At 66.1% G+C, this 19,167-nt stretch carries 21 protein-coding genes and 1 pseudogene; 12 read left to right on the forward strand and 10 right to left on the reverse strand.

Going from position 1 to position 19,167, the window contains the following annotated elements; translation table 11 throughout:
• Nucleotides 1-33: 33 nt before the first annotated feature.
• Nucleotides 34-1,476, reverse strand: a complete 1,443-nt coding sequence (locus HWW87_RS26080; protein WP_175822713.1) for an MFS transporter — start codon at nucleotides 1,474-1,476, stop codon at nucleotides 34-36.
• 235 nt (nucleotides 1,477-1,711) lie between these two features.
• Nucleotides 1,712-2,635, reverse strand: coding sequence for a dihydrodipicolinate synthase family protein (locus tag HWW87_RS26085; protein WP_175822714.1), 924 nt, complete (start codon nucleotides 2,633-2,635; stop codon nucleotides 1,712-1,714).
• Between the two features lie 181 nt (nucleotides 2,636-2,816).
• Between HWW87_RS26085 and HWW87_RS26090 the strand changes: the two genes are divergently transcribed.
• Nucleotides 2,817-3,761, forward strand: coding sequence for a LysR family transcriptional regulator (locus HWW87_RS26090; RefSeq protein WP_175822715.1), 945 nt, complete (start codon nucleotides 2,817-2,819; stop codon nucleotides 3,759-3,761).
• 122 nt (nucleotides 3,762-3,883) lie between these two features.
• On the opposite strand, the gene HWW87_RS26095 is transcribed toward HWW87_RS26090, so the two are convergent.
• The 3 genes from HWW87_RS26095 to HWW87_RS26105 form a co-directional block, all read right to left on the reverse strand.
• Nucleotides 3,884-4,678 (reverse strand): hypothetical protein, encoded by a 795-nt coding sequence (locus HWW87_RS26095; protein WP_175822716.1) that lies wholly within the window; start codon nucleotides 4,676-4,678, stop codon nucleotides 3,884-3,886.
• Between the two features lie 123 nt (nucleotides 4,679-4,801).
• Nucleotides 4,802-5,629, reverse strand: a complete 828-nt coding sequence (locus HWW87_RS26100) for a hypothetical protein (RefSeq protein WP_175822717.1) — start codon at nucleotides 5,627-5,629, stop codon at nucleotides 4,802-4,804.
• Nucleotides 5,630-5,750: 121 nt separating this feature from the next.
• Complete coding sequence (locus tag HWW87_RS26105) at nucleotides 5,751-6,338, reverse strand: tetratricopeptide repeat protein (RefSeq protein WP_175822718.1); 588 nt, start codon at nucleotides 6,336-6,338, stop codon at nucleotides 5,751-5,753.
• A 363-nt stretch (nucleotides 6,339-6,701) separates the two neighbouring features.
• On the opposite strand from HWW87_RS26105, the gene HWW87_RS26110 reads away from it, so the two are divergent.
• The 3 genes from HWW87_RS26110 (at nucleotide 6,702) to atsR (ending at nucleotide 9,972) form a co-directional block, all read left to right on the forward strand.
• Entirely contained in the window at nucleotides 6,702-7,577 is an 876-nt protein-coding gene (locus HWW87_RS26110) for a helix-turn-helix domain-containing protein (protein ID WP_175822719.1), read from the forward strand.
• A gap of 69 nt (nucleotides 7,578-7,646) precedes the next feature.
• Nucleotides 7,647-8,150 carry a molybdopterin-dependent oxidoreductase gene (locus HWW87_RS26115; protein ID WP_175822720.1) on the forward strand — a complete coding sequence of 168 codons (504 nt, stop codon included), beginning with the start codon at nucleotides 7,647-7,649 and terminating at the stop codon, nucleotides 8,148-8,150.
• Nucleotide 8,151: 1 nt separating this feature from the next.
• A complete protein-coding gene (gene atsR, locus HWW87_RS26120) occupies nucleotides 8,152-9,972 on the forward strand; it encodes a hybrid sensor histidine kinase/response regulator AtsR (protein ID WP_175822721.1) in 1,821 nt (606 codons plus the stop codon).
• A gap of 57 nt (nucleotides 9,973-10,029) precedes the next feature.
• Here atsR and HWW87_RS26125 read toward each other — a convergent pair whose 3' ends face one another.
• Together HWW87_RS26125 and HWW87_RS26130 are read right to left on the reverse strand one after the other, a co-directional pair.
• A complete protein-coding gene (locus HWW87_RS26125) occupies nucleotides 10,030-10,449 on the reverse strand; it encodes a secondary thiamine-phosphate synthase enzyme YjbQ (RefSeq protein WP_175822722.1) in 420 nt (139 codons plus the stop codon).
• A gap of 10 nt (nucleotides 10,450-10,459) precedes the next feature.
• Nucleotides 10,460-10,795: a thioredoxin family protein gene (locus tag HWW87_RS26130; protein WP_175822723.1), complete on the reverse strand. Its 336-nt coding sequence runs from the start codon at nucleotides 10,793-10,795 to the stop codon at nucleotides 10,460-10,462.
• A gap of 230 nt (nucleotides 10,796-11,025) precedes the next feature.
• Here HWW87_RS26130 and HWW87_RS26135 point away from each other — a divergent pair, with 230 nt between their 5' ends.
• From HWW87_RS26135 to HWW87_RS26165, 7 genes are all read left to right on the forward strand, one after another.
• A complete protein-coding gene (locus HWW87_RS26135) occupies nucleotides 11,026-11,730 on the forward strand; it encodes a flavin reductase family protein (protein ID WP_175822846.1) in 705 nt (234 codons plus the stop codon).
• 19 nt (nucleotides 11,731-11,749) lie between these two features.
• Entirely contained in the window at nucleotides 11,750-13,183 is a 1,434-nt protein-coding gene (locus HWW87_RS26140; RefSeq protein ID WP_175822724.1) for an MFS transporter, read from the forward strand.
• Nucleotides 13,184-13,236: 53 nt separating this feature from the next.
• Entirely contained in the window at nucleotides 13,237-13,569 is a 333-nt protein-coding gene (locus HWW87_RS26145; protein WP_124594909.1) for a DUF2322 family protein, read from the forward strand.
• 110 nt (nucleotides 13,570-13,679) lie between these two features.
• Nucleotides 13,680-14,552 (forward strand): hypothetical protein, encoded by an 873-nt coding sequence (locus HWW87_RS26150; RefSeq protein ID WP_175822725.1) that lies wholly within the window; start codon nucleotides 13,680-13,682, stop codon nucleotides 14,550-14,552.
• A 143-nt stretch (nucleotides 14,553-14,695) separates the two neighbouring features.
• Nucleotides 14,696-15,328: a LysE family translocator gene (locus HWW87_RS26155; RefSeq protein WP_175822726.1), complete on the forward strand. Its 633-nt coding sequence runs from the start codon at nucleotides 14,696-14,698 to the stop codon at nucleotides 15,326-15,328.
• Between the two features lie 215 nt (nucleotides 15,329-15,543).
• A complete protein-coding gene (locus tag HWW87_RS26160; protein ID WP_175822727.1) occupies nucleotides 15,544-15,885 on the forward strand; it encodes a type II toxin-antitoxin system RelE/ParE family toxin in 342 nt (113 codons plus the stop codon).
• The gene (locus HWW87_RS26165) at nucleotides 15,872-16,159 is read left to right on the forward strand and encodes a helix-turn-helix transcriptional regulator (RefSeq protein WP_175822728.1); all 288 of its coding nucleotides are present in this window, start codon (nucleotides 15,872-15,874) and stop codon (nucleotides 16,157-16,159) included. The genes HWW87_RS26160 and HWW87_RS26165 overlap by 14 nt, the downstream gene beginning before the upstream one ends.
• Before the next feature lie 78 nt (nucleotides 16,160-16,237).
• Here HWW87_RS26165 and HWW87_RS26170 read toward each other — a convergent pair.
• The 3 genes and pseudogenes from HWW87_RS26170 to HWW87_RS26180 all read right to left on the reverse strand — a co-directional run bounded on the left by HWW87_RS26170 (nucleotide 16,238) and on the right by HWW87_RS26180 (nucleotide 18,308).
• Nucleotides 16,238-16,899: pseudogene (locus HWW87_RS26170) on the reverse strand (YebB family permuted papain-like enzyme).
• A 154-nt stretch (nucleotides 16,900-17,053) separates the two neighbouring features.
• On the reverse strand, nucleotides 17,054-17,623 hold the full coding sequence (locus tag HWW87_RS26175; RefSeq protein ID WP_175822729.1) for a hypothetical protein: 570 nt from the start codon (nucleotides 17,621-17,623) through the stop codon (nucleotides 17,054-17,056).
• Nucleotides 17,624-17,849: 226 nt separating this feature from the next.
• The gene (locus tag HWW87_RS26180) at nucleotides 17,850-18,308 is read right to left on the reverse strand and encodes an Lrp/AsnC family transcriptional regulator (RefSeq protein WP_006486309.1); all 459 of its coding nucleotides are present in this window, start codon (nucleotides 18,306-18,308) and stop codon (nucleotides 17,850-17,852) included.
• 124 nt (nucleotides 18,309-18,432) lie between these two features.
• Between HWW87_RS26180 and HWW87_RS26185 the strand changes: the two genes are divergently transcribed.
• Nucleotides 18,433-19,167 carry an AzlC family ABC transporter permease gene (locus HWW87_RS26185; RefSeq protein ID WP_175822730.1) on the forward strand — a complete coding sequence of 245 codons (735 nt, stop codon included), beginning with the start codon at nucleotides 18,433-18,435 and terminating at the stop codon, nucleotides 19,165-19,167.

Here is a 19,167-nt window from a genome sequence, read left to right on the forward strand (position 1 = left end):
CTCGGGGGAAGGCGCAGTCAGGCATCCGAGTGACTACGGGGAAATTTCTTCGAGCGAACGATTGGTCGTCTCCACCATTCGCGCGGCGACGAAGAAGCCCACCGCACTGACCACGGCAAACATGCCGAATACCGCGGCGATACCTTTCCCGGTCAATACGATGCCGACGATCGCCGGCGCGGCGGCAGACGCCGCGCGCAGCCAGGAGGTCGCGAGACCGGTGCCGATGGCGCGCATCCGGGTCGGGTAGATTTCAGGGGTGTACAGGTACAGAAGGACCGTGGTCGTTGCCATCACCGCGTAGGCCGACGATCCGAGGACCATCACGGACCACGCACTGCCTGCGCCATGAATGCCCAGTACGGCGAGCAGGACTGCGCTGATGATGAAGCACGCCATTGCCCACCGGCGGCGCCCGACCCGATCGATCAGCAGCGCACAAGCAAGCACTCCGCACGTACTCAGGACGTTCGAGATCGACGCCATCTGAAGCGACGTTTGCAGCGGCAGATGGTAGACCGTCTTGTAGAGGCTCGGCAGCCAGTTGTTGATGCCATTGGCCACGAAATAAGCGCTCGCCCAGAGCAACCACACGACAACGGTGCGGCCTCGGTAGAACGGCGAGAAGAGTTCCTTCCACGTTCCCTTCTGCTTCGACTGCAGTCCGGTCAGAAGGCCCGCCACGCGCTCATCCACCTCGGCCCTTTGAGCCTGCGTGTCGAGGTTGCGCTTCGTCGTGCTTGCCTCCAGCTGCTCGACGATGCGTTCGGCCTTATCGAAACGCCCGCGTGAAACGAGCCAGCGCGGCGATTCCGGAAGGCGTGCGATCAGGACCGCGACGACCATGCCGGGAATGCCTCCGATCAGGAACATAGTTTCCCAGCCGAAGCGCGGGACGACGAATGCACCGAGCTGCGCGGCCGCGAGCAGACCCAACGGGAAGATGAGCTCGTACAGGATGAAGAAACGTCCGCGGCCGTGCGCTTGGGACAGCTCGTTGATGTACGTGGCGGCCACGGGCACTTCTCCTCCCACGCCGATGCCTTGCAGGAAACGCATCAGAAACAGCATGTGAAAGCTGCCGGTGAACGCGCATACGACGCTCATGGCCGACATGACGCCCACCGCGACGGTGGCGCTCGGCACCCGCCCCAGGCGCTCGGCCAGCCAGCCGAAGACCAACGCGCCGACGACCTGGCCAAGATAGCCGGCAGCGATCAGCACGCCGATCTGACCAGGAGAAAGATGCCAGAGCCCCACCAGTACCGGTAAGACGAAAGCAAGCGACAGTGCGTCGAATGCATCGAAGAGGGTCGCGCTGCCCATGACGATCCGTGCCTTGGTGTGCCACTTGCAAAACGGCACGTTCTCGATGCGGAACAGCAGGTTCGCCGCCCGCAATTGCTCGCTCATGGGACGCGTTTCGCTCGCGGATCGACCAAGGTCGACGCCGCAGGCGGTCGAAGGGGTGTTCATGCTGTCTCCTGAAAAGCTGCATTTTATGAACCTTCGGCTTGCTTCTTGTTTTGAAGCACCGGTCGCGTTTCTTTATTGTTTGCCGCGACATCGGCGCCTTTTTTGATCGTTTGCCGAGCGTGTCGGCGGCGGCGCGCTCAACGAGGTTGCGCGCGTCGCCCCTACTGCTCGATGCCGATGGCAAGCGGGCGGCGCTTCGCCGTCGTCATCCAGCTATGAACGTGCCGCGCCGGAGTCAGTCGACGAGGCCGGCCGAACGAAGCGCGTCCGCAATTTCAACGTCCGCGCCTTGCGCGAGCGGCAGCAACGGCGAGCGCACGGTGGCGTGCTCGAGGATGCCGCGGGCCACCAGCCCGTGCTTGAGCGCGACGGTGCCTTCCATGTGCGACCCACGGTGATACACGGTGCGCGTCACCGGCAGCAGGCGATCGTGAATCGCGCGCGCGGCCGGGTAGTCTTTCGCCTTGCCGGCCTTGATCAGTTCGATCAGCGGCTCGGGAGCCAGGCCGCCGTAGCCGACGAGCGCCCCGTCGACGTCGAACATCGTGTGGAGCAGATACTCGTCGTGGCAGGTGAGGATTTGCAGTTCCGGACGCTCGCGTCGGATGACGGGAATCTCGACGTCCCAGCGACGCATGTTGCGCACGCCGTTTTTCATCGCAAAGACGCCCGGTTGCGCGGCGATTTCCAGCTGCGTGTCGAGGTTGTAGGTCGCCTTGGTGGCGTCCGGGTACTGGAACAGGATGAGCGGCAGGCCGCTGCCCTCGTGGATGGCGCGGTAGCGATCTTGCGGCGCGCCTTTCTGATAGCCGAAGCGCAGCCAACCGTGCGACGGATACACCAGACCGGCCGACGCGCCGGCCTCGACCGCGCGCTTCGCCTCTTCCACCGCCACTTCGGTGCCTTCGAGCGTGATACCGGCGATGACCGGAATCTTGCCGTCGACGGACTTCACGAAGCTTTCGATCACTTGAGCCTGTTCTTTCTGTGAGAGGAACGTGCCTTCGCCGGCGTGTCCGAGAACCGTCAGACCTTTGACGCCTTCGATGCCGCCAAGCCATGCGCCCAGCCGTTGGATTGCTGCATGGTCCACCGCGCCCTCGCGGGTGAAAGGGGTAACGGGTGCCGGGACCAAACCGCGCAGATCGATCGCTTTCATGACGTCTCCAAATGTGAGCTTTTCCGCTCCTCTTTGCAGGAGGAGAGCCCGCCGCCCGTTTCGCATCGCGCCGGAACAACGGTGCATGCGTTGCAGTGTAGGGACGCACAACCCATGCGAGAACGGCCAAATTGCACATTTCAGCTATACTGATTTGACATATCTACGGGGAGGCTTCGCGGTGGACTATGCGGCCTGGAAGCTCTTCATCGACGCGGCGGAACTCGGAAGCTTGAGCAAGACGGCCGTTGCTTACGGCACCAGTCAGCCTCACATCAGCCGTCAAATCGTCGAGCTCGAGCAGTACTGCGGCGGCCGTCTGTTTCAACGGACAGGGCGGGGCGTGGTATTGACCGAGTTGGGAGCGCGTATCGCGCCGCGCGTCAGGGCGTGGCTCGCCAGCACGGAGCAGTTGTCCAACGACATCCGCAGCACGGCGGGCGAGCCCATCGGCGTGGTCAGGCTCGGGATCTTGCCCTCCACCGCCCATCCCCTTGTCAGCACCGTTTACCATCGCCTTCGAGAGCGCTATCCGCTGGTGCAGTTACAGGTGCGCGAGGGTCAAGGGGCGTTGCTGGAAACCTGGCTGGAGAACGGCAGCGTCGATCTCGCCATCCTGTTTCGAAATAGTCCGACGCCGAGAAACGGTGACGAATATCTGGTCGAGGCCGCGACCTACCTGGTGGGTGCGGAAGGCGATCCCTTGACCAGTCAGCCCACGATCGCTTTTTCCCGGCTCGATGGCATTCCGCTGGTCTTTTTCTGCCGTCCCAATAGCTGGCGCGAGCGGCTCGAACAAATCGCGGGCGAACATCAGGTATCGCTGAATTTCGCGGCGGAAGCCGACTCCCTGAGCCTGCAGGGACACATCGTCGCCGACGGCGGCATCTATGCGTTGCTCGGCCCTTACGCGATTGCCAATCTGGAACGGGAATGCCGGTTGCAGGCGTCGATGGTGGTCGATCCGTCCGTGCCGCGTTTCATTGCACTCGCCATGTCGCCTCACGGCGAACTGACGCTGGCGTGCCGCACGGTCATGCAGCTTACGAAGGAAATCGCACGGTCGCGCAATCTCTCGTCGGACCTTCGATTGGGCGTGTCCGCCGCGTTCCTGCGCTCGATTTGAAGGGCTGGGGCACGGTGTGTTCGCAGTCCTGATCGAATGTTGCCGGGCTTCGACTTGCGCGGCGAACGGCGCGACGGGATGGCGCAACCTCTCCATCCGCTGCGCGCGTCTAGCGTTGACCTCTAGTACGACTTTCCGCCCACCGTCGCCGATTCCAGTTCGCGCGTGATGATCTGCGTGCCGCCCACGTCGGCGACCGACTTGACCAGGCCGACGCCCGGCGCGAGCCAGTCGTCCGCGATCGTCTTGCTCGTCAACGCCGGGTTGGTGGCGGTCTCCGTGGTGTGATAGTGGCAGGCGTTCGCGAAGACCTTGCCGTTCCGGAGGCTGACCGTTTCGCGCGCGACGTAGGTCCGCTGGATCGAGACGGACGTTTGCGCGCCGCCTGACGGAAAAACGGGCGTATCCACGTAATTCACCGACTCGCTTCCCGCGAGCCCGATCGTCTCGACATCGGGCGGCGAGTTCACGTCCCGCAACGCGAGCGTGCCGCCGCTGTAGACCTCGCTGCCGTAGTTCGTGCGCACGCCGTTGCCGACGAGGTAGTAGTGATTGGTCTGGATCGGCGAGCCTGTCGTGGTTTCGGCTTGCTGCGTGAGCGCCATGCCCTCGAACGTCGCCGGCGCGTAAGTCCGCGTGTACACGCCGTTGTCGACCGACGGGCTCTGCGACGTCGCTTGCGTATACATGCGCAGTTGCACGGTATCGCCCTGCTGGTAAACCGGGTCGCACTCGACGTTCGAGGCGGTCGGTGAACCCGAATTGCCGTCGGGTGTGCCCGTGGTCGGCGTCCCGCCGCTTCCGCCGTTGTTCGTCGTGCCTGAACCGCTGGACGCCGCGGGCGAGGAATTGTCGTCACCGCCGCCGCAAGCGGTCAGCGCGAGGCAGGTCAATGCAATCAGTGCAGCGGCTCTCATCGGGATCACCTTTCAAACGAACAGGACGAACGCAGCCGGTACGCGCGGATCACGCCGCACGCACCGACCATCACGAATCAGCAATCGGCAATCGGCCGGCGGCATCCCGCCGGCCCGGCGACGTCAGTTGACCTGCAGCTGGCCACCACGACCCAGCCCGCCCTTCACGTCCTGCGCCTTGTAGCTGCGCAGCGCGACGACCATCTTGTTGTACGCATCGATGAACGCGACGACCGTCGCCTTGCCTTCCGGCGTCGACGAGAAGCCCGCGAGCGCGCCGCCCACGCCGCCGCCGAAGCCGCCCAGCGCCGCGCCGTAGTTGGTCGCCGTCGAGCTGCCTTCCGACGCCGCGATCTGCACCGCCGAGCGCACGTCGAACAGCGTCAGCGTCACGACCGACGCCTTCGTCTGCAAGTGGCCCGCCACCGCCGCCACCGCGCTGTTGCCGATCAGCCCGCCGATCATGCTGCCGATCCCGTCGATCGGCGAATCGTTGATCACGATCTGCGGCTCCATGTAGTAGTCGGCCGCGACCCGCTGCCCCTTCTGCTGCTTCGAGCCCGCCCGGTATTCGCCCGAGTTGCGCTGCAACTGCGTGATGCGCGACAGGCGCGCGTCGCTCTTCTGGTTGCCGATCGACGTGATCACGAAGCAGTTCGACTGCTGCACCGCCAGGCGCAGCAGCGGATCGATCGTCGTCATCTTGGTCGCGCTGCCGAACGGGCCCCACCAGTCGGCATTGCGGCCGTCGTCGACCGCGATCGTGCCCAGCGGCGACGTGCAGCGCTGCAGTTGCGAATCGGCGCCGGCGCTCGCGCCGCCTGCCGCCGCACCCGTCACGCCGGCGTTCTGCCCGCCGGGCGTCACCACGCCGCCGCACCCCGCGACGGACGCGCCAAGCGCTGCGACCAGCGCACCTTGAATGAGACGTTGGGAAAGGTTGGTCTTCATGTCGTTGTCGATCGATTAGAGTCGTTGTTCGGCTTATGTGTCCGTGCGAACTTCGATAAGCCCCCCGGCGTGGCGCGCGATGGTGGTCTCCCCGCGGCTGCCCCCGTTGCTCGATGCCCGGTCAGTAGTACCAGTACGTCTGCTGCCAGACGCCGTAGTACGGATAGCCCGAGTACCAGTAGCCGTAATAGGTGTCACGCCATTGCGTGCGCCATTTCCAGTCTTCTTCGTCTTCTTTCTTCGCCTTGCGCGCGAGTTCGAGCAGCTTTTTCGATTCCTTGTCGCCGCGGCCGGCCGCGATCGACAGCCACTTCTCCGCTTCGCGCGAATCCGAGCCCATTTCCTCGAGGCCGAACAGGTAGAAACTGCCGAGCGCCTTCTGCGCGTTCAGGTCGCCGCGCTCGGCGGCCTCGCGCATCCACTTGAGCGCCTGGTAGCTGTCCTGGCGCACGCCGTCGCCGCGGAAATAACGCAGGCCGAGGTCGTAGGCGGCCTTCGGCTGGGTCTTCGCGGTTTGCTTGAGCGCGGCGATGCGCGGATCGTCCCGGTCTTCCGCATCGTCCCTTTTTTGATAGGAGACCTGATCTTTAGGGCGATCGGAACAACCTGTGTCGTCGCAGATCCGTACCGTGCTGGCGGTAACCGACGGATCCTGCGCGCACGCGGCCAACAGCAACAGCAGCCCCGGTGCGAGTAAACGGCGATACATGGGTACTTTCCTCAAGTTTTATTGGCGCCGCAATTCTTCGAGCTATCCCACCCCCGCGAGCTCGTACCTGGTTGCGCGCGGCGCAGCGGATACAATTCCATCCGCCAACGCCGACACGCAGTCCTAGGCTCTCTCAGGCTCTCTCTTCGAATCGTTCCGTCACTACTTCATTGCTGCCGCTTTTCGCCGACCCGACTGTGCCGGCATCGACCCCCAAACATGACGCGACAAACAATAGTGACGTGGTGAGCAATAATAATGGAGAAAAATGGCATGTCAAGGTCCTTCGCGCATTTAAAGTTTGCATGACGCGTCAGCTTTGATATGCTCTTCCTCGCCAAAACCCCTGGAGACCCCATCGAGATGTCCACCACCGAGCAGGCCAACGTCGATCTCATCACCGCCAACAAGGTGCGCGATCTCCTGAACCGGAACGGCATTCCGCCGCGAAGTCACAACACGACGATCGCGAACGTGCTCGGCCTGAGCTTCTCGGTCGTCACGCGCAAGATGAAAGGCCTGATCCCGTGGAACCTGTCGCAGTTGCAGGACATCGCGACGCACTTCGGCGTGCCGCCGGCGATCCTGCTCGACGACAAGGGCACGCAGCCGGCCGCGGCCGAGATGATCGACGCGACGTTCGTGATCGAATCGAAGCGCTTCCGCTGCCGCGCCGCGATCTCGACGAAGGCCACCAGCCAGATCGAAACGGATTTCGTCGCGCTGCAGTGGCAGGGCGAATGGATCGTCACCGAACGCCAGCACGCGCGCGAGGGCCGCACGTATCCGGTCGACGTGATCGAGCTGCGCTCGGCGCAGCCGAACGTGTATGCGGCGCGGATCGCCGTGGTCGACGATTCGCACGACGTCGCCGAAACAGTCTGTGAATATTTCATCGAAAAAGGCGTGAACGCGATTCCGTTCTTCGACGGCGCGAGCTTCCGCAAGGCGCTGGAAGTCGAGGATTTCGACGGCTACATCCTCGACTGGATGCTCGGCGACCAGACGGCCGCCGAACTCGTGCGCGGCATCCGCTCGAGCGAGAACAGCGGCGCGCCGATCTTCCTGCTGACCGGCAAGATCTCGACCGGCGAAGCGAGCGAGGACGAAATCGCGCACATCGTGTCGCACTACAACGCGCGCTGCGAAGAAAAGCCGGTGCGCCTGCCGATCCTGTTCGCGGAAGTGGCCCGCGAACTGAAGCTCACGCTGTCGGCGGCGGCCGCGGCGACGAACTGAGCACCGGGCACCGGGAACGGAAACCGGAACGACAACCCGCCACACGCACCACCAGACCGAGGGAAAGACATGCGCGTTTCAACCATCTGGACCAAAAGCCTGCTGACGGCCTGCCTGCTCGGGATGGCCGCCGCGGCATGGGCCGCGTCGTCGTTCACGTTCACCGTCGACGGCAAGATCAGCAAGAGCAACCAGCAGGGAAAGATGACTTACATCTTTTCCGAGCAGGCGCTGATGGCGCTGCCGCAGCATACGATCGTCACGTCGACCAGCTGGACGCCGAAGGCGACCTTCACCGGCCCGCGCCTGTCCGACGTGCTGAAGACGGTCGGCGCGCACGGCACGCAGATCGAATTCCGCTGCATCGACGAATACACGTTCACGATTCCCGTGTCCGATGCCGACAAGTACGGCGTGATCCTCGCGCGGACGATGAACGGCAAGGTGCTCGGCAACGACAACTACGGCCCGCTGTGGATCATGTATCCGCGCGACCAGTATCCCGACGAGCTGAAGACGCCGCTCGGCGAAGCCAAGTTCGCGTGGCAGATCATCGGTCTGACCGTGAAGTGACATGACGCGGCGGCGATGGAAAAATAGAAAAATCATCCTGGTCCTCGGCTCGCTGTGGATCATGGGGTTCGCCGCGTGGGCGTTCCTGCTGTGGGATCTCCTCGCCACCTCGGTCAACGAGGGCGTGCTCGAGGGGCCGCGCGAAGGCGTGTTCTGGACCGCCGCGCAATATCGCAACGTCTACACGCGCTTCGACCGGCAGCTGATTCTCTACGCGACGCACGAGGACGACGATTTCGATCACGTGCAGATGCAGCTCGACAGCCTGTCGGTGTCGTTCGGGTTCCTGCAGCGGCCGTCGGAAGTGTCCCAATACTGGCTGCGCATCCCGCGCGCGCGCAACGAGATCGACGCGCTCGGCGAATTCATGACGCGCCTGAAGCGCGAGGTGCCGCTGTTGCGCGACGCGCCGAAGCAGGCGCGGCAGGTGATCGACGAAGTCAATGCGTACTGGCCGAAGGTCAACGGCCTCGCGAACTATTTCCGCGCGATCGAAATGGCGCAGCGCGATTTCACGTTCCATCAATTGAAGGACAAGCAGCGCGCGCTCCTGATCCTCGGCATCGTGCTCGGCGTGATTTTGTGCGCGCTGTTCCTGCTGCTGTTCTATACGATGCGCACGCGCGACGACCTGCTCGAACGGCAAAACGCGGCGCTCGATGCGGAACGCAAGGCATCCGACCGCGCGTTCGAGATGATCGAGGCGAAGAACGCGTTCCTCGGGATGGTCAGCCACGAACTGCGCACGCCGCTGCAGGCGATCTGCGGATCGATCGAGATCCTGCTTGCACGCCCGCAGTCCGACGCGAACCTGAAGACGATCCGGCGGCTGCAGAATTCCGCGCTGGCGCTGGAAGCGCTCGTCAAGGACCTCACCGACTATATCAAGCTGCGCTCGACGAAACGCGTCGCCGAACTGGATACCGTCGGCATCGCGCCGCTGCTCGCCGAAGTGCTCGAACCGCTGCGCGGGAAGATCGTGGCCAGGCGGATCGCGGTCACGCAGCTCGTCGAGCCGCCCGGCCTCGCGATCCGCTCCGATCGCAAGCTGCTGCGGCAGGTGCTGTCGAACCTGATCGAGAACTCGGTCAAGTACACGGCCGACGGCTCGATCACGGTGGCGATCACGCTCGCCGACGCGCCGGCCGGCCAGCAGGTGAAGATCGCCGTGCGCGACACCGGCGCGGGCATCGCGAAGCAGCATCTGTCGAAGATCTTCGAGCCGTTCTATCGCGCGAACGACGCGGTCGGCCTGCACGTGGACGGGATCGGCATGGGGCTCGCGGTCGTGCGCGAAATCGTGACGACGCTGCGCGGGCACGTGGACGTGCGCAGTGTGGTCGGCGAAGGCAGCGAGTTCGTCGTGACGCTGCCGGTCGAAGTGCCCGGCGTCGACACGGCCGGCACCGCGGCCGTCGACGTGCCCGCGTTGCCGCCCGTGCTCGCGCACCGCGGCCGGCGCGCGCTGGTGGTCGACGACAACGACAACGCACGCGAAACGCTCGGTGCGATGCTGTCGGCGCTCGGCGTCGACGCCGATCTGTGCGGCACCGGGCAGGAAGGCGTCGCGCGCTTCGGTACGGGCCGCTACGACCTCGTCGTGCTCGACCTCGAACTGCCGGACCTGAGCGGATTCGACGTGGCGCGGCGCATTCGCGCGGTGGCGGAACCCGACGACGACGGCCGGCATCCGGCGATCCTCGGCGTCAGCGCGTATGAATCGGCGGCGTTGCGCGAGAACCAGCGGGTGTTCGACGCGTTCCTGCCGAAGCCGGTTCACCTGCGCGAACTCGGCGCGCTCGTCGAGAAGCTGCTCGCCTGAGCCGCGCGCCGGCGCGGCGTCACGCGTTCCCGTCTGCTTGCCTGCTCGCCTGCTTGCCTACTCGCCGATCAGATGCAGCACGAGGTCGCGCCGGTGCGCCGCGCGACGATGCTCGAACAGATAGATCCCCTGCCACGTGCCGAGCACCATGCGTCCGTGCTCGACCGGAATCGACAACTGCACCTGCGTGAGCGCCGTGCGCAGATGCGCGGGCATGTCGTCGGCGCCTTCGGTGTCGTGCTCGTAGCGCGTGTCGTCCTCGGGCGCGAGCGTCGCGAAATAGCGTTCGATATCGCGCTGCACCGACGGATCCGCGTTCTCCTGGATCAGCAGCGACGCCGACGTATGGCGGCAGAACACGGTGAGCAGGCCGGTGCGGATCGCCTGCTGGTCGACGAACGCACGCACCTGCGGCGTGACTTCGACGAGGCCGCTGCCGCGCGTATCGACGCCGACGTGCGTGATGGCCTGTTGCATCGCCATGATCTCAGGCCAGCGCCGCGAAGCCGTCGGCTTCGATCTGTTTCGCGTCGGCGGGGCGCACGACGCGCGCGACTTCGACCCCATCGCGCAGGAACACCAGCGTCGGCCACAGCTTCACGCCGAACGAGCGGCCGAGCGGACGGCCGGGGCCGTCCTCGATCTTCAGGTGCCGCACGGCAGGATGCGCGGAGAACGACGCCGTGATCGCGGGCTGCGCGCCTGCGCAGATCCCGCACCAGTTCGCGCCGAATTCGATGACGGTTGCGCCGCCCAGTGCGTCGACTTCCGCGCGGGTCGGCGCGTTGGCGGTGTAGCGTTGCTCGGGTTGCTCGGTGTCCATCAGGCCCTCGTGTGCGTTGGCGGAACGTGACCGCACGCGCCGGCGTGATGCAGGCGGGCGCGGCCTTCGATTTCTTACTGTAGCGGAAAAGCCCGCACGCTGCCGATGCGGTCCGGCGCGGCGCCGACGCCTCTTTGCGCACCGTTCGGAATGACACGACAAGATTCGGAGCGCCGCGCCGCCGCGACGGGATCAGCATGAGAACCGATCCCGTCAACGAAGGACTCGACATGAATGCGCCACATTGCGTCACCGAACCGAACATCCTCTACTTCGGCACGCCCGTCGTGCTGATCAGCACGCTGAACGAAAACGGCACGGCCAATCTCGCGCCGATCTCGTCCGCGTTCTGGCTCGGCTGGCGCGGCGTGATCGGCATCGCCGCCAGCTCGCAGACCACCCGCAACCTGCTGCGCACCGGCGAATGCGTGCTGAACCTGCCGTCGTCGGCGCAGGCGGACGCGGTCGACCGCATCGCGCGCACGACCGGCACGTACCCGGTGCCCGACGGCAAGCGCGCGAAAGGCTACGTATTCGAACCCGACAAGTTCGGCACGGCCGGGTTCACCGAGGCCGCGTCGCAAACGGTCGCGCCGCCGCGCGCGCTCGAATGCCCGGTGCACATGGAGGCGGTCGTCGCGGCCACGCACGGGATCGGCGACGACATGCCCGACCTGCGCGGCCGCATCCGCGTGTTCGAGGTGCGTATCCAGCGCGTGCACGCGCACCCCGACCTGCTGATGGACGGTCATCCGGACCGCATCGATCCGGACAAGTGGTCGCCGCTGATCATGAGCTTCCAGAAGTTCTACGGGCTGGCGCCGCGACAGGTGCATGCGTCGCGGCTCGCCGAGATTCCCGAGCACGCGTATCGCAGCCCCGATATCGAGCGCTCGCGCGATGCGGGCGTGCTGACCGGTACGGGACGGTCATGAAGCGCGCGGGAGAACGCCAGTGAATCCGACACGCCGCCCCGCTTCCACCGACGCGGCCGATGCCGCTGCACCGGCCCGGCACCGCCTCGTGCTGCCGGCCCTGTGCATCGCCGTGCTGATCGCGCAGATCGACACGGCGATCGTCAATCTCGCGACCGAACCGATCGGCACCGCGTTCGGCGCCCGCGTCGGCGCGCTGCAATGGGTGATCGACGCGTACAACCTCGCGTATGCGGTGCTGCTGCTCACGGGCGGCCTGATCGGCGACCTGTACGGCCGGCGGCGCGCGTTCTTGCTCGGCGCGGCGGTGCTGAGCGGCGCGTCGGTCGTGTGCGCGCTCGCGCCGACGCTCGGCGTGCTGATCGCGGGCCGTGCGCTCGCCGGCGCGGGCGCCGCGCTGCTGATCCCCGCTTCGCTCGCGATCGTTCGCGTGATCTGGCGCGATCCGGCCGAACGCGCACGCGCGCTCGGCATCTGGGCCGCGTGCGGCGGCATCGCGATGATCGTCGGCCCGACGCTCGGCGGCGTGCTGATCCACGCGTTCGGCTGGCGCAGCATCTTCGGCGTCGTGATTCCGTTCGGCGTCGCCGCGATCGGGCTCGCCAGCGCCGTCGTGCCGGAATCGGCCGATCCGCAGGGCCGACGCTTCGATCCAGCCGCGCAGGTGCTCGGCGCGATCGCGATCGGCTGCGTCGTATTCGCGACGATCGACGCGCGCCACGACCCGCTGCGCGCGGCGCTGCTGGTCGCGACCGGCGCGGCCGCCATCGCGCTGTTCGTGCGGATCGAACGGCGGCTCGGCACGGCCGCGCTCGTGCCGCTCGACCTGTTCGCGAATCGCGCGTTCCGCGGGATGCTCGTCGGCAACGGCGCGATGACCTTCGGCGGTTACGGGATGCTGTTCGTGCTGCCGCTCGCATGGCAGAGCCACCACGTGCTCGACGCCACCGGCGCGGGCCTCGCACTGCTGCCGATGTCGGTGCCGTTCGCGCTCGTGTCGTTCGGCTCCGGCGCGGTCGCGGCCCGCGTCGGCGGGCGCACGGCCGGCGCGGGCGGCGTCGCGCTGATGGGGCTCGGGCTCGCCGCGATCGGCATCGGCGCGGCCGGTTCGACGGATCCGCATGCGCCGATGCTCGCGTGGGCCGAGGCCGGGCTCGCGCTGACCGGCACGGGGCTCGGCCTCGCGGTCGGGTCGCTGGCCGCGACGGCCGTCGGCGCGGTCGACGCCGCACGCGCCGGCACGACGGCATCGCTGATGAACGTGACGCGGATGATCGGCGCGGTATTCGGCGTCGCGATGCTGGGCACGCTGTACGACGCGTGCGGCGGCGGTGCGACCGGGCTCCGGGTCGCGATGCTGACCGGCAGCGCGCTGCAGCTCGCGGGCGCGGCGCTCGCGTGGCGCACGGCCGGCACCGGCACGCGGGCCGGCGCGCCGAATCCGATCGGATAAGATACGGCCGGCCACGCACCTTGGCCGATGACCGAACCGACGGAGTGTTTTCAGTGATTCAACCGACCCAAGTATTCAAGGACAACCTCGCGCAACTGCCGGCCATCGACGGCATCGCGCGCATCGATCTCGTCGGCGCGAACGGCGACGTGGTCGCGACCATCGAGAACCAGCCGGGCAAGCAGGGCTCGCTCGCGGTGTACCACTATCTGAAGCAGGCGTTCGGCACGCTCGACGCGAAAGCGGCCGAACACGGCCTCGCGGTGTTCGCCGAGCATACGGCCGACGCACGCAATCGTCCGGGCGCGCACCCGAATGTCGATCGCCTGCTGGCGATCGTCGCCGGCGGCGACGCGCTGCGCATCGACGTCGTCGCGAACGGCTGAGAGTCGGCGGCGGCACGTGGGCGTGCCGCCGGGCGGTGCGCGCGACCGTGACATACGGGCGAAGAAGCGCGATTGCCGCGCCCGTTCCATTTTCCCCGGAGACAGCCTGCGTGTTTCTTTCCGTTGCCTCACCGCTCACCCGCCGTCTTGCTTCGATCGTTTCGATCGCGGTATTTGCCGGTGCCGCGTTCGGCGGCACGGCATCGGCCTCGCCCGATACGCTGCGGACGGCCTCCGAGATCGCCGGGGCGTCGCTCGTGCCGCTCGGCGTGCTGCCGCGCTCACCTGAAAGCGGTTCGCTCGATTCATTCTGCACGCAATATCGCGCGAAAACGACCACGGCGGCCGGCCGCGAAGTCGCGCAGCGCAACTGGATCGTGACGTCCGAGGCACCGCTCGGGCGCTACACGGTCGTGACCTTCGCGAGCGGATTCAACGCCGGCACGAGCGCGATGTGTTTCGCGCGCAACGGCAATATCGGCGTATTCGACGGCACCACACTCGTCGCACTCGGCTATACGGCACGCAAGGCCGGCTGGCAGCTCGGCCCGGTCGATCGTCTGGAAAACGGCGCGCTGCTCGTCTGGGGCGGCAACGGCCCCGGCGCGCCCGTCGGCGAGCTGCACGAAGAAAGCGGCGGCCTGCGGTTGACCCGCGTCGTCGCCGAGCGTACGTTCTGCGACGGCCGCGCGGTCGTGCCGAACGTGTATGGCAAGCCGCTAGACGTGGCACGGAGGATCCTGATCGCGCATGGCTGGCAACCGCTGCGACCGCGCGAGAAGCCGGATGCAATGGACGGGGCTGCAACGCTCGCAAAGCACGGCATCGTCGAAGCTGAAGCGTGTTCGGGCACCGGCGTCGGGTATTGCGCGCTGCGCTACCGGAACGCGGCCGGCGTACTCGGCGTGACGACGGTGGGCGGCGAGCCGGACCGGCCGTCGGCAAACACCGTGATCGATTATCAGGTTGGCTGTCGCAAATAGTGAGGGGCGCAGGCCGCGCATGCGCAATGCATGCGTCCCGCGATCCGTGCCGTCCGGCCATCGTCCGTTCGCTCGATTGACCGGCCTCGCGCGCCCTCCTAAACTGACCTCCCTTTTACGCCGCACCAGCACAAGGGACTGCCATGATCGACTTCTCCACGCTCGCACTGTTCTCCGGCGCGTGTCTCGCGCTGACCGTTACGCCCGGCCCGGACATGTTGCTGATCGCGTCCCGCAGCGTGAGCCAGGGGCGACGCGCCGGCTTCGCGACGCTCGCGGGCATTCAGGCCGGCACCTACTGCCACGCGCTCGCGGCCGCGCTCGGTCTGTCGCAGCTCTTCGTCGCGGTGCCGCTCGCGTACGACGCGGTGCGTTTCGCAGGCGCCGCGTATCTGCTGTATCTCGCATGGAAAACGTTCCGTTCGGATGCGACCGCGCTGTCGCCCGTCGCGTCGCAACGCCGCCATTCAACCGCGACGATCTTTCGCCAAGGGCTGACGACGAACCTGCTGAACCCGAAGATGGCGCTGTTCGTGCTCGCGCTGTTCCCGCAGTTCGTGCGGCCCGAGCACGGCTCGATCGCCGTGCAGATTCTCGTGCTCGCGACGGTGCTGAACCTCATCGGGATCGTCGTGAACGGTGCGGTGATTCTGTCCGCGAGCCGGCTGAGCCAACGGATCGGCGCGCGCCGCCGGCCGTCGAAGGTGCCGCAGTATCTGCTCGGGTCGGTGTTCGTGGGGCTGGCGGCGCGGCTCGCGGTGGCGGGGCGGAACTAACCCCGTCGCGAATCCGTCGTGCCCGCTCCACGCTGACACCGAATCGCGCTGCTTGCCGGACCCGAATTTCCCGAGCGTGCTCGGGTCCGTACATCGTCACCGATATCTCCGATCGAAGAAATACGGTCGCCAACTCCCCTCACGTCTGACCAACCGCCCGTGTCCGCAGCTGCGGTCGGTCGCCGTTCTTGCATCGACATAACATATTTGTTACTATGCCGACTCATGGTTACGAGATCCAGTTCTTCAATGAGTGTGTAGCGGTGGGCGTAGCGTCGTTGCCGACGACCTTGCTTGCCCGATACTTTGCACTCGCTGACCGCATGGAACGGTACGGCCCGAATCTCGGGGAGCCCCACTCCCAATCGATGGGAAACGGCCTGTACGAAATGCGCTTGAAAGGCGCAGAAGGTATTGCCCGAGTGTTTTACTGCGCGATCGTCGAGCGGCGTATCGTCATGCTCCACTGCTTCGTGAAGAAGACGCCAAGGACGCCTCTGAAGGAACTGGACATCGCGCGTCGTCGATTGAAGGAGGTTCGAGATGGCAACGTATAAGGAACTACGCGAGCGGGCATTGGCCGACCCCGCGGTGCGCACGGAATACGAACGATTGAATCGCGAGGAATTCGCGCTGCTCGACGCGATGCTGGCTGCACGGCGAGAGGCGGGCTTGTCGCAAGCCGATGTGGCGGAGCGGATGGGCACGAAAGCGCCCGCCATCACTCGACTCGAGCGCGCGCTCGCCACCGGGCAGCATTCCCCGTCCATCGATACGCTACGCAAGTACGCGGCGGCTTGCGGCAAGACGCTCATGATCTCGTTCGCCTGAATCACGCGCCCCCAAAGCGGTCGGCTTCTACACACGCGCAATCAAGCGAACGTACAGCCGGCTCCTGATCGCGCTTGTTCACCCATCCGCCTTGCGCTCGCGCGTATCCACCACGACCCGCAACTCGCCACTACCAAGCAAACTCGCCGGCGTCACCATGCGGCGACGCCACTGAATCCGCCCGAAGTACCAGATCTTCCAGAAGCCGAGCGGATGATCGGGATTCCGGCGCAGCAGCATGTCGAAGGTCTCGACGTCGCCGAGCACGATCCGCGTTGCATCGCGCACGATCTCGCGCACGAAACGCGAGCAAAACTGCCGGCGCGACGCGAGATTGAAACCCGTGTCGTACACCACGCCGATCCTGCGCATCGCCGCGTCGACGAGCCGGTGTCGCTGCGCGGCATCAAGCGGCTGCTTCAGCCGCGCGATCACGCATGCGCCGCGATCGGAGCGCGCGAGAAACCGCGACATCGTCGTGACGCGCGACAGCGGAAACGTGCTCTCCGCGATCAGCGCCTCGCCACCGCGCTCGCCGACGACGATTCCAACGTGATTCGTCCATGAGCGCGTCGCGCTCGCCACTTCGAGAAACGGCCGCACGGTGACGCGGATGAAGACGATGTCGCCGATTTCCGGTTCGATCGGCAACGGCATCGCATGCGATTCGGGCGAAGGCGCCTGCGGCGTGCGCCGGGCGAGCGGACCAGGGACGGCTGGCGGCCGGTGTCGACGACCATACGAGCCTCGTGCAAGTGGACATGGAGCGAGCATGGCAAGCGTTGCCGCGCGCCGCATCCGGTTCATGCGCGAGGGTGCGAATCCGTGCTGCCGGGTGGCGGATTTCGATACCGGCATGACGCGCGAGGCGCCCGAGCGCAGACGCCGAAGCCCTCAGCGCGTCGCCCCCAGCGCCACGCGCAGCCGCTCCATCAATTGCGTGTAGTGCCGCAGCACGTCGTCCTTCGACACGACATTCGCGGTCGCGAAACGCTCGGACCACGCCGGCTTCCACTCATACGAACCGTGCACGCTGCGGTCGCCGTCGGGCGCCTGGATCAGCGAGCGGATCCGCGCGTCGCGGCCCGGCCCCGTATGCATCTCGAACAGCGCGTGGATGAACGTGTGATACGCGTCGTACACGTCGTCGTCGAACAGGTAGCGGTAGATGTGGAACGTGCGGTCGAGGTCGCGCTTCGCGCGGATCACGTCGTCCGGCGAGATGTCCTTCCAGTAGCCGATCCACGTGTAGAAGCACAGCAGCGCATTGAGCTGCGGCGCGACCGCGTCGTACAGCGCGAGCCGCTTCTCGATCAGCCGCTGGTTGGTCCACTGCACGAGCTCGAGCCGCTTCAGCCGGCGCGCGACCAGCCAGCAGAGACAGGCGACCGACAACGGCGTCAGCACGCCGAGCGTGAGCTTGACGATTTCCAGCGAATTCCACGGCGTATTGAATGGCTGCATGTAGGGCTCGACAGGAAGAAACGCATTCGCGCCGACGCACGACCCCGGCGCGCCACGCAGCGCCGCTCGGCCGATCGCGTCGGCATTGACCGTTAGTTGCTTGCACATCGAACAGTGTGCGACCGCACCGGCAATACGTGCGATGCGACTCACCCCATCAGTTTATCGGGCGATTGTCACCGCGCGATGACCGCTCGTCGACGCGTCGCCGCGCGCCCGCCCCGCTTCAGGTCGGCAGCGCCGACGTGAGCTTGACCTTCTGCATCGGAATGTCGGTCTTCACGCTGAGCACGCCGGGAATACGCGTCAGGTATTCCATCTGGAAGCGCCGGTAATCGTCGATGTCGGCCGCGACGACGCGCAGCAGGAAATCGCAGTCGCCGGCCATCAGGTGGCATTCGACGACTTCCGGCATCTGCTGGACGGCCTCGGCGAAACGGTTCACCGATTCCGCGTCCTGCCCCTTCAGCCACACGCGCGTGAAGATCGTCAGCCCCTTGCCGACCTTCGCCGGATTCAGCACGGCCACGTATTTCTCGATCACGCCGGCTTCCTCGAGGAGCCGCACGCGCCGCAGGCACGGCGACGGCGACAGCCCGACCTCGTGCGCAAGCTCCACGTTCTGCATGCGGCCGTCGCGCTGCAGCGCGCTCAGGATCCGGCGGTCGATAGCGTCAAGTTTCATTGGCATCCGATTCCAAAAAATTCGCGTATCACGCGTTCAATGCCAAATTCTGAGAAAAATCTGGCGACAACGCAACCCGATTCGAGTCAAAAAAGCAGACAATCCCTCCCCCGAAGGAGGAGTAATGAGCAGTAGCGTTTCAACGTCGTCCGGGCTTCGCGACAAGCCCGCCTATGTCGCCGAGATGGGTCGCGGTTTGCGCGCGGCGCTGCCCGTCATGCTGGGTTTCGTGCCGTTCGCGCTGGTGCTGGGCGCGCAGGCCGCGCAGAAAGGGCTGAGCCTGTTCGAGGTGCCGATGATGACGGGCCTGAACTTCGGCGGGGGCTCCGAATTCGCGGCGATCCACCTGTGGACGTCGCCGCCGCACATCGCGCTGATCGTCGCGATGTCGTTCCTCGTGAATTCGCGCCACATCCTGATGGGCGCGGCGTTCGAGCCGTATATCCGGCGCCTGCCGCGCCGCCGCGCGTTCGTCGCGCTGTTCTTCATGTGCGACGAGAGCTGGGCGATGTCGCTCGCCGACGCGCGCGAGCGCTCGGCCACGCACATCAGCGTGCCCTATTACGCGGGCATCTGCGTGGGGCTCTACCTGACGTGGATCTCGATGACGACGCTCGGCGCGGCGGTCGGCCCGACGATCGGCAACGTCGAACAGTACGGCTTCGACATGGCGTTCACGGCCGTGTTTCTGGTGCTGCTGCGCGGCATGTGGAAAGGGGTGCGCGCGAGCCGCCCGTGGTTCGTGAGCCTCGTCGTCGCGGCGGCCACGCATCTCGCGCTTCCCGGCGCGTGGTATGTCGCGGCCGGCGCCTGCGCGGGGCTGATCGCCGCGCTGCTGTGGGAGCCGCGCGATGCCTGA

The sequence above is a fragment of the Burkholderia sp. BCC0419 genome (assembly GCF_902830285.1).
Lineage (GTDB): Bacteria > Pseudomonadota > Gammaproteobacteria > Burkholderiales > Burkholderiaceae > Burkholderia.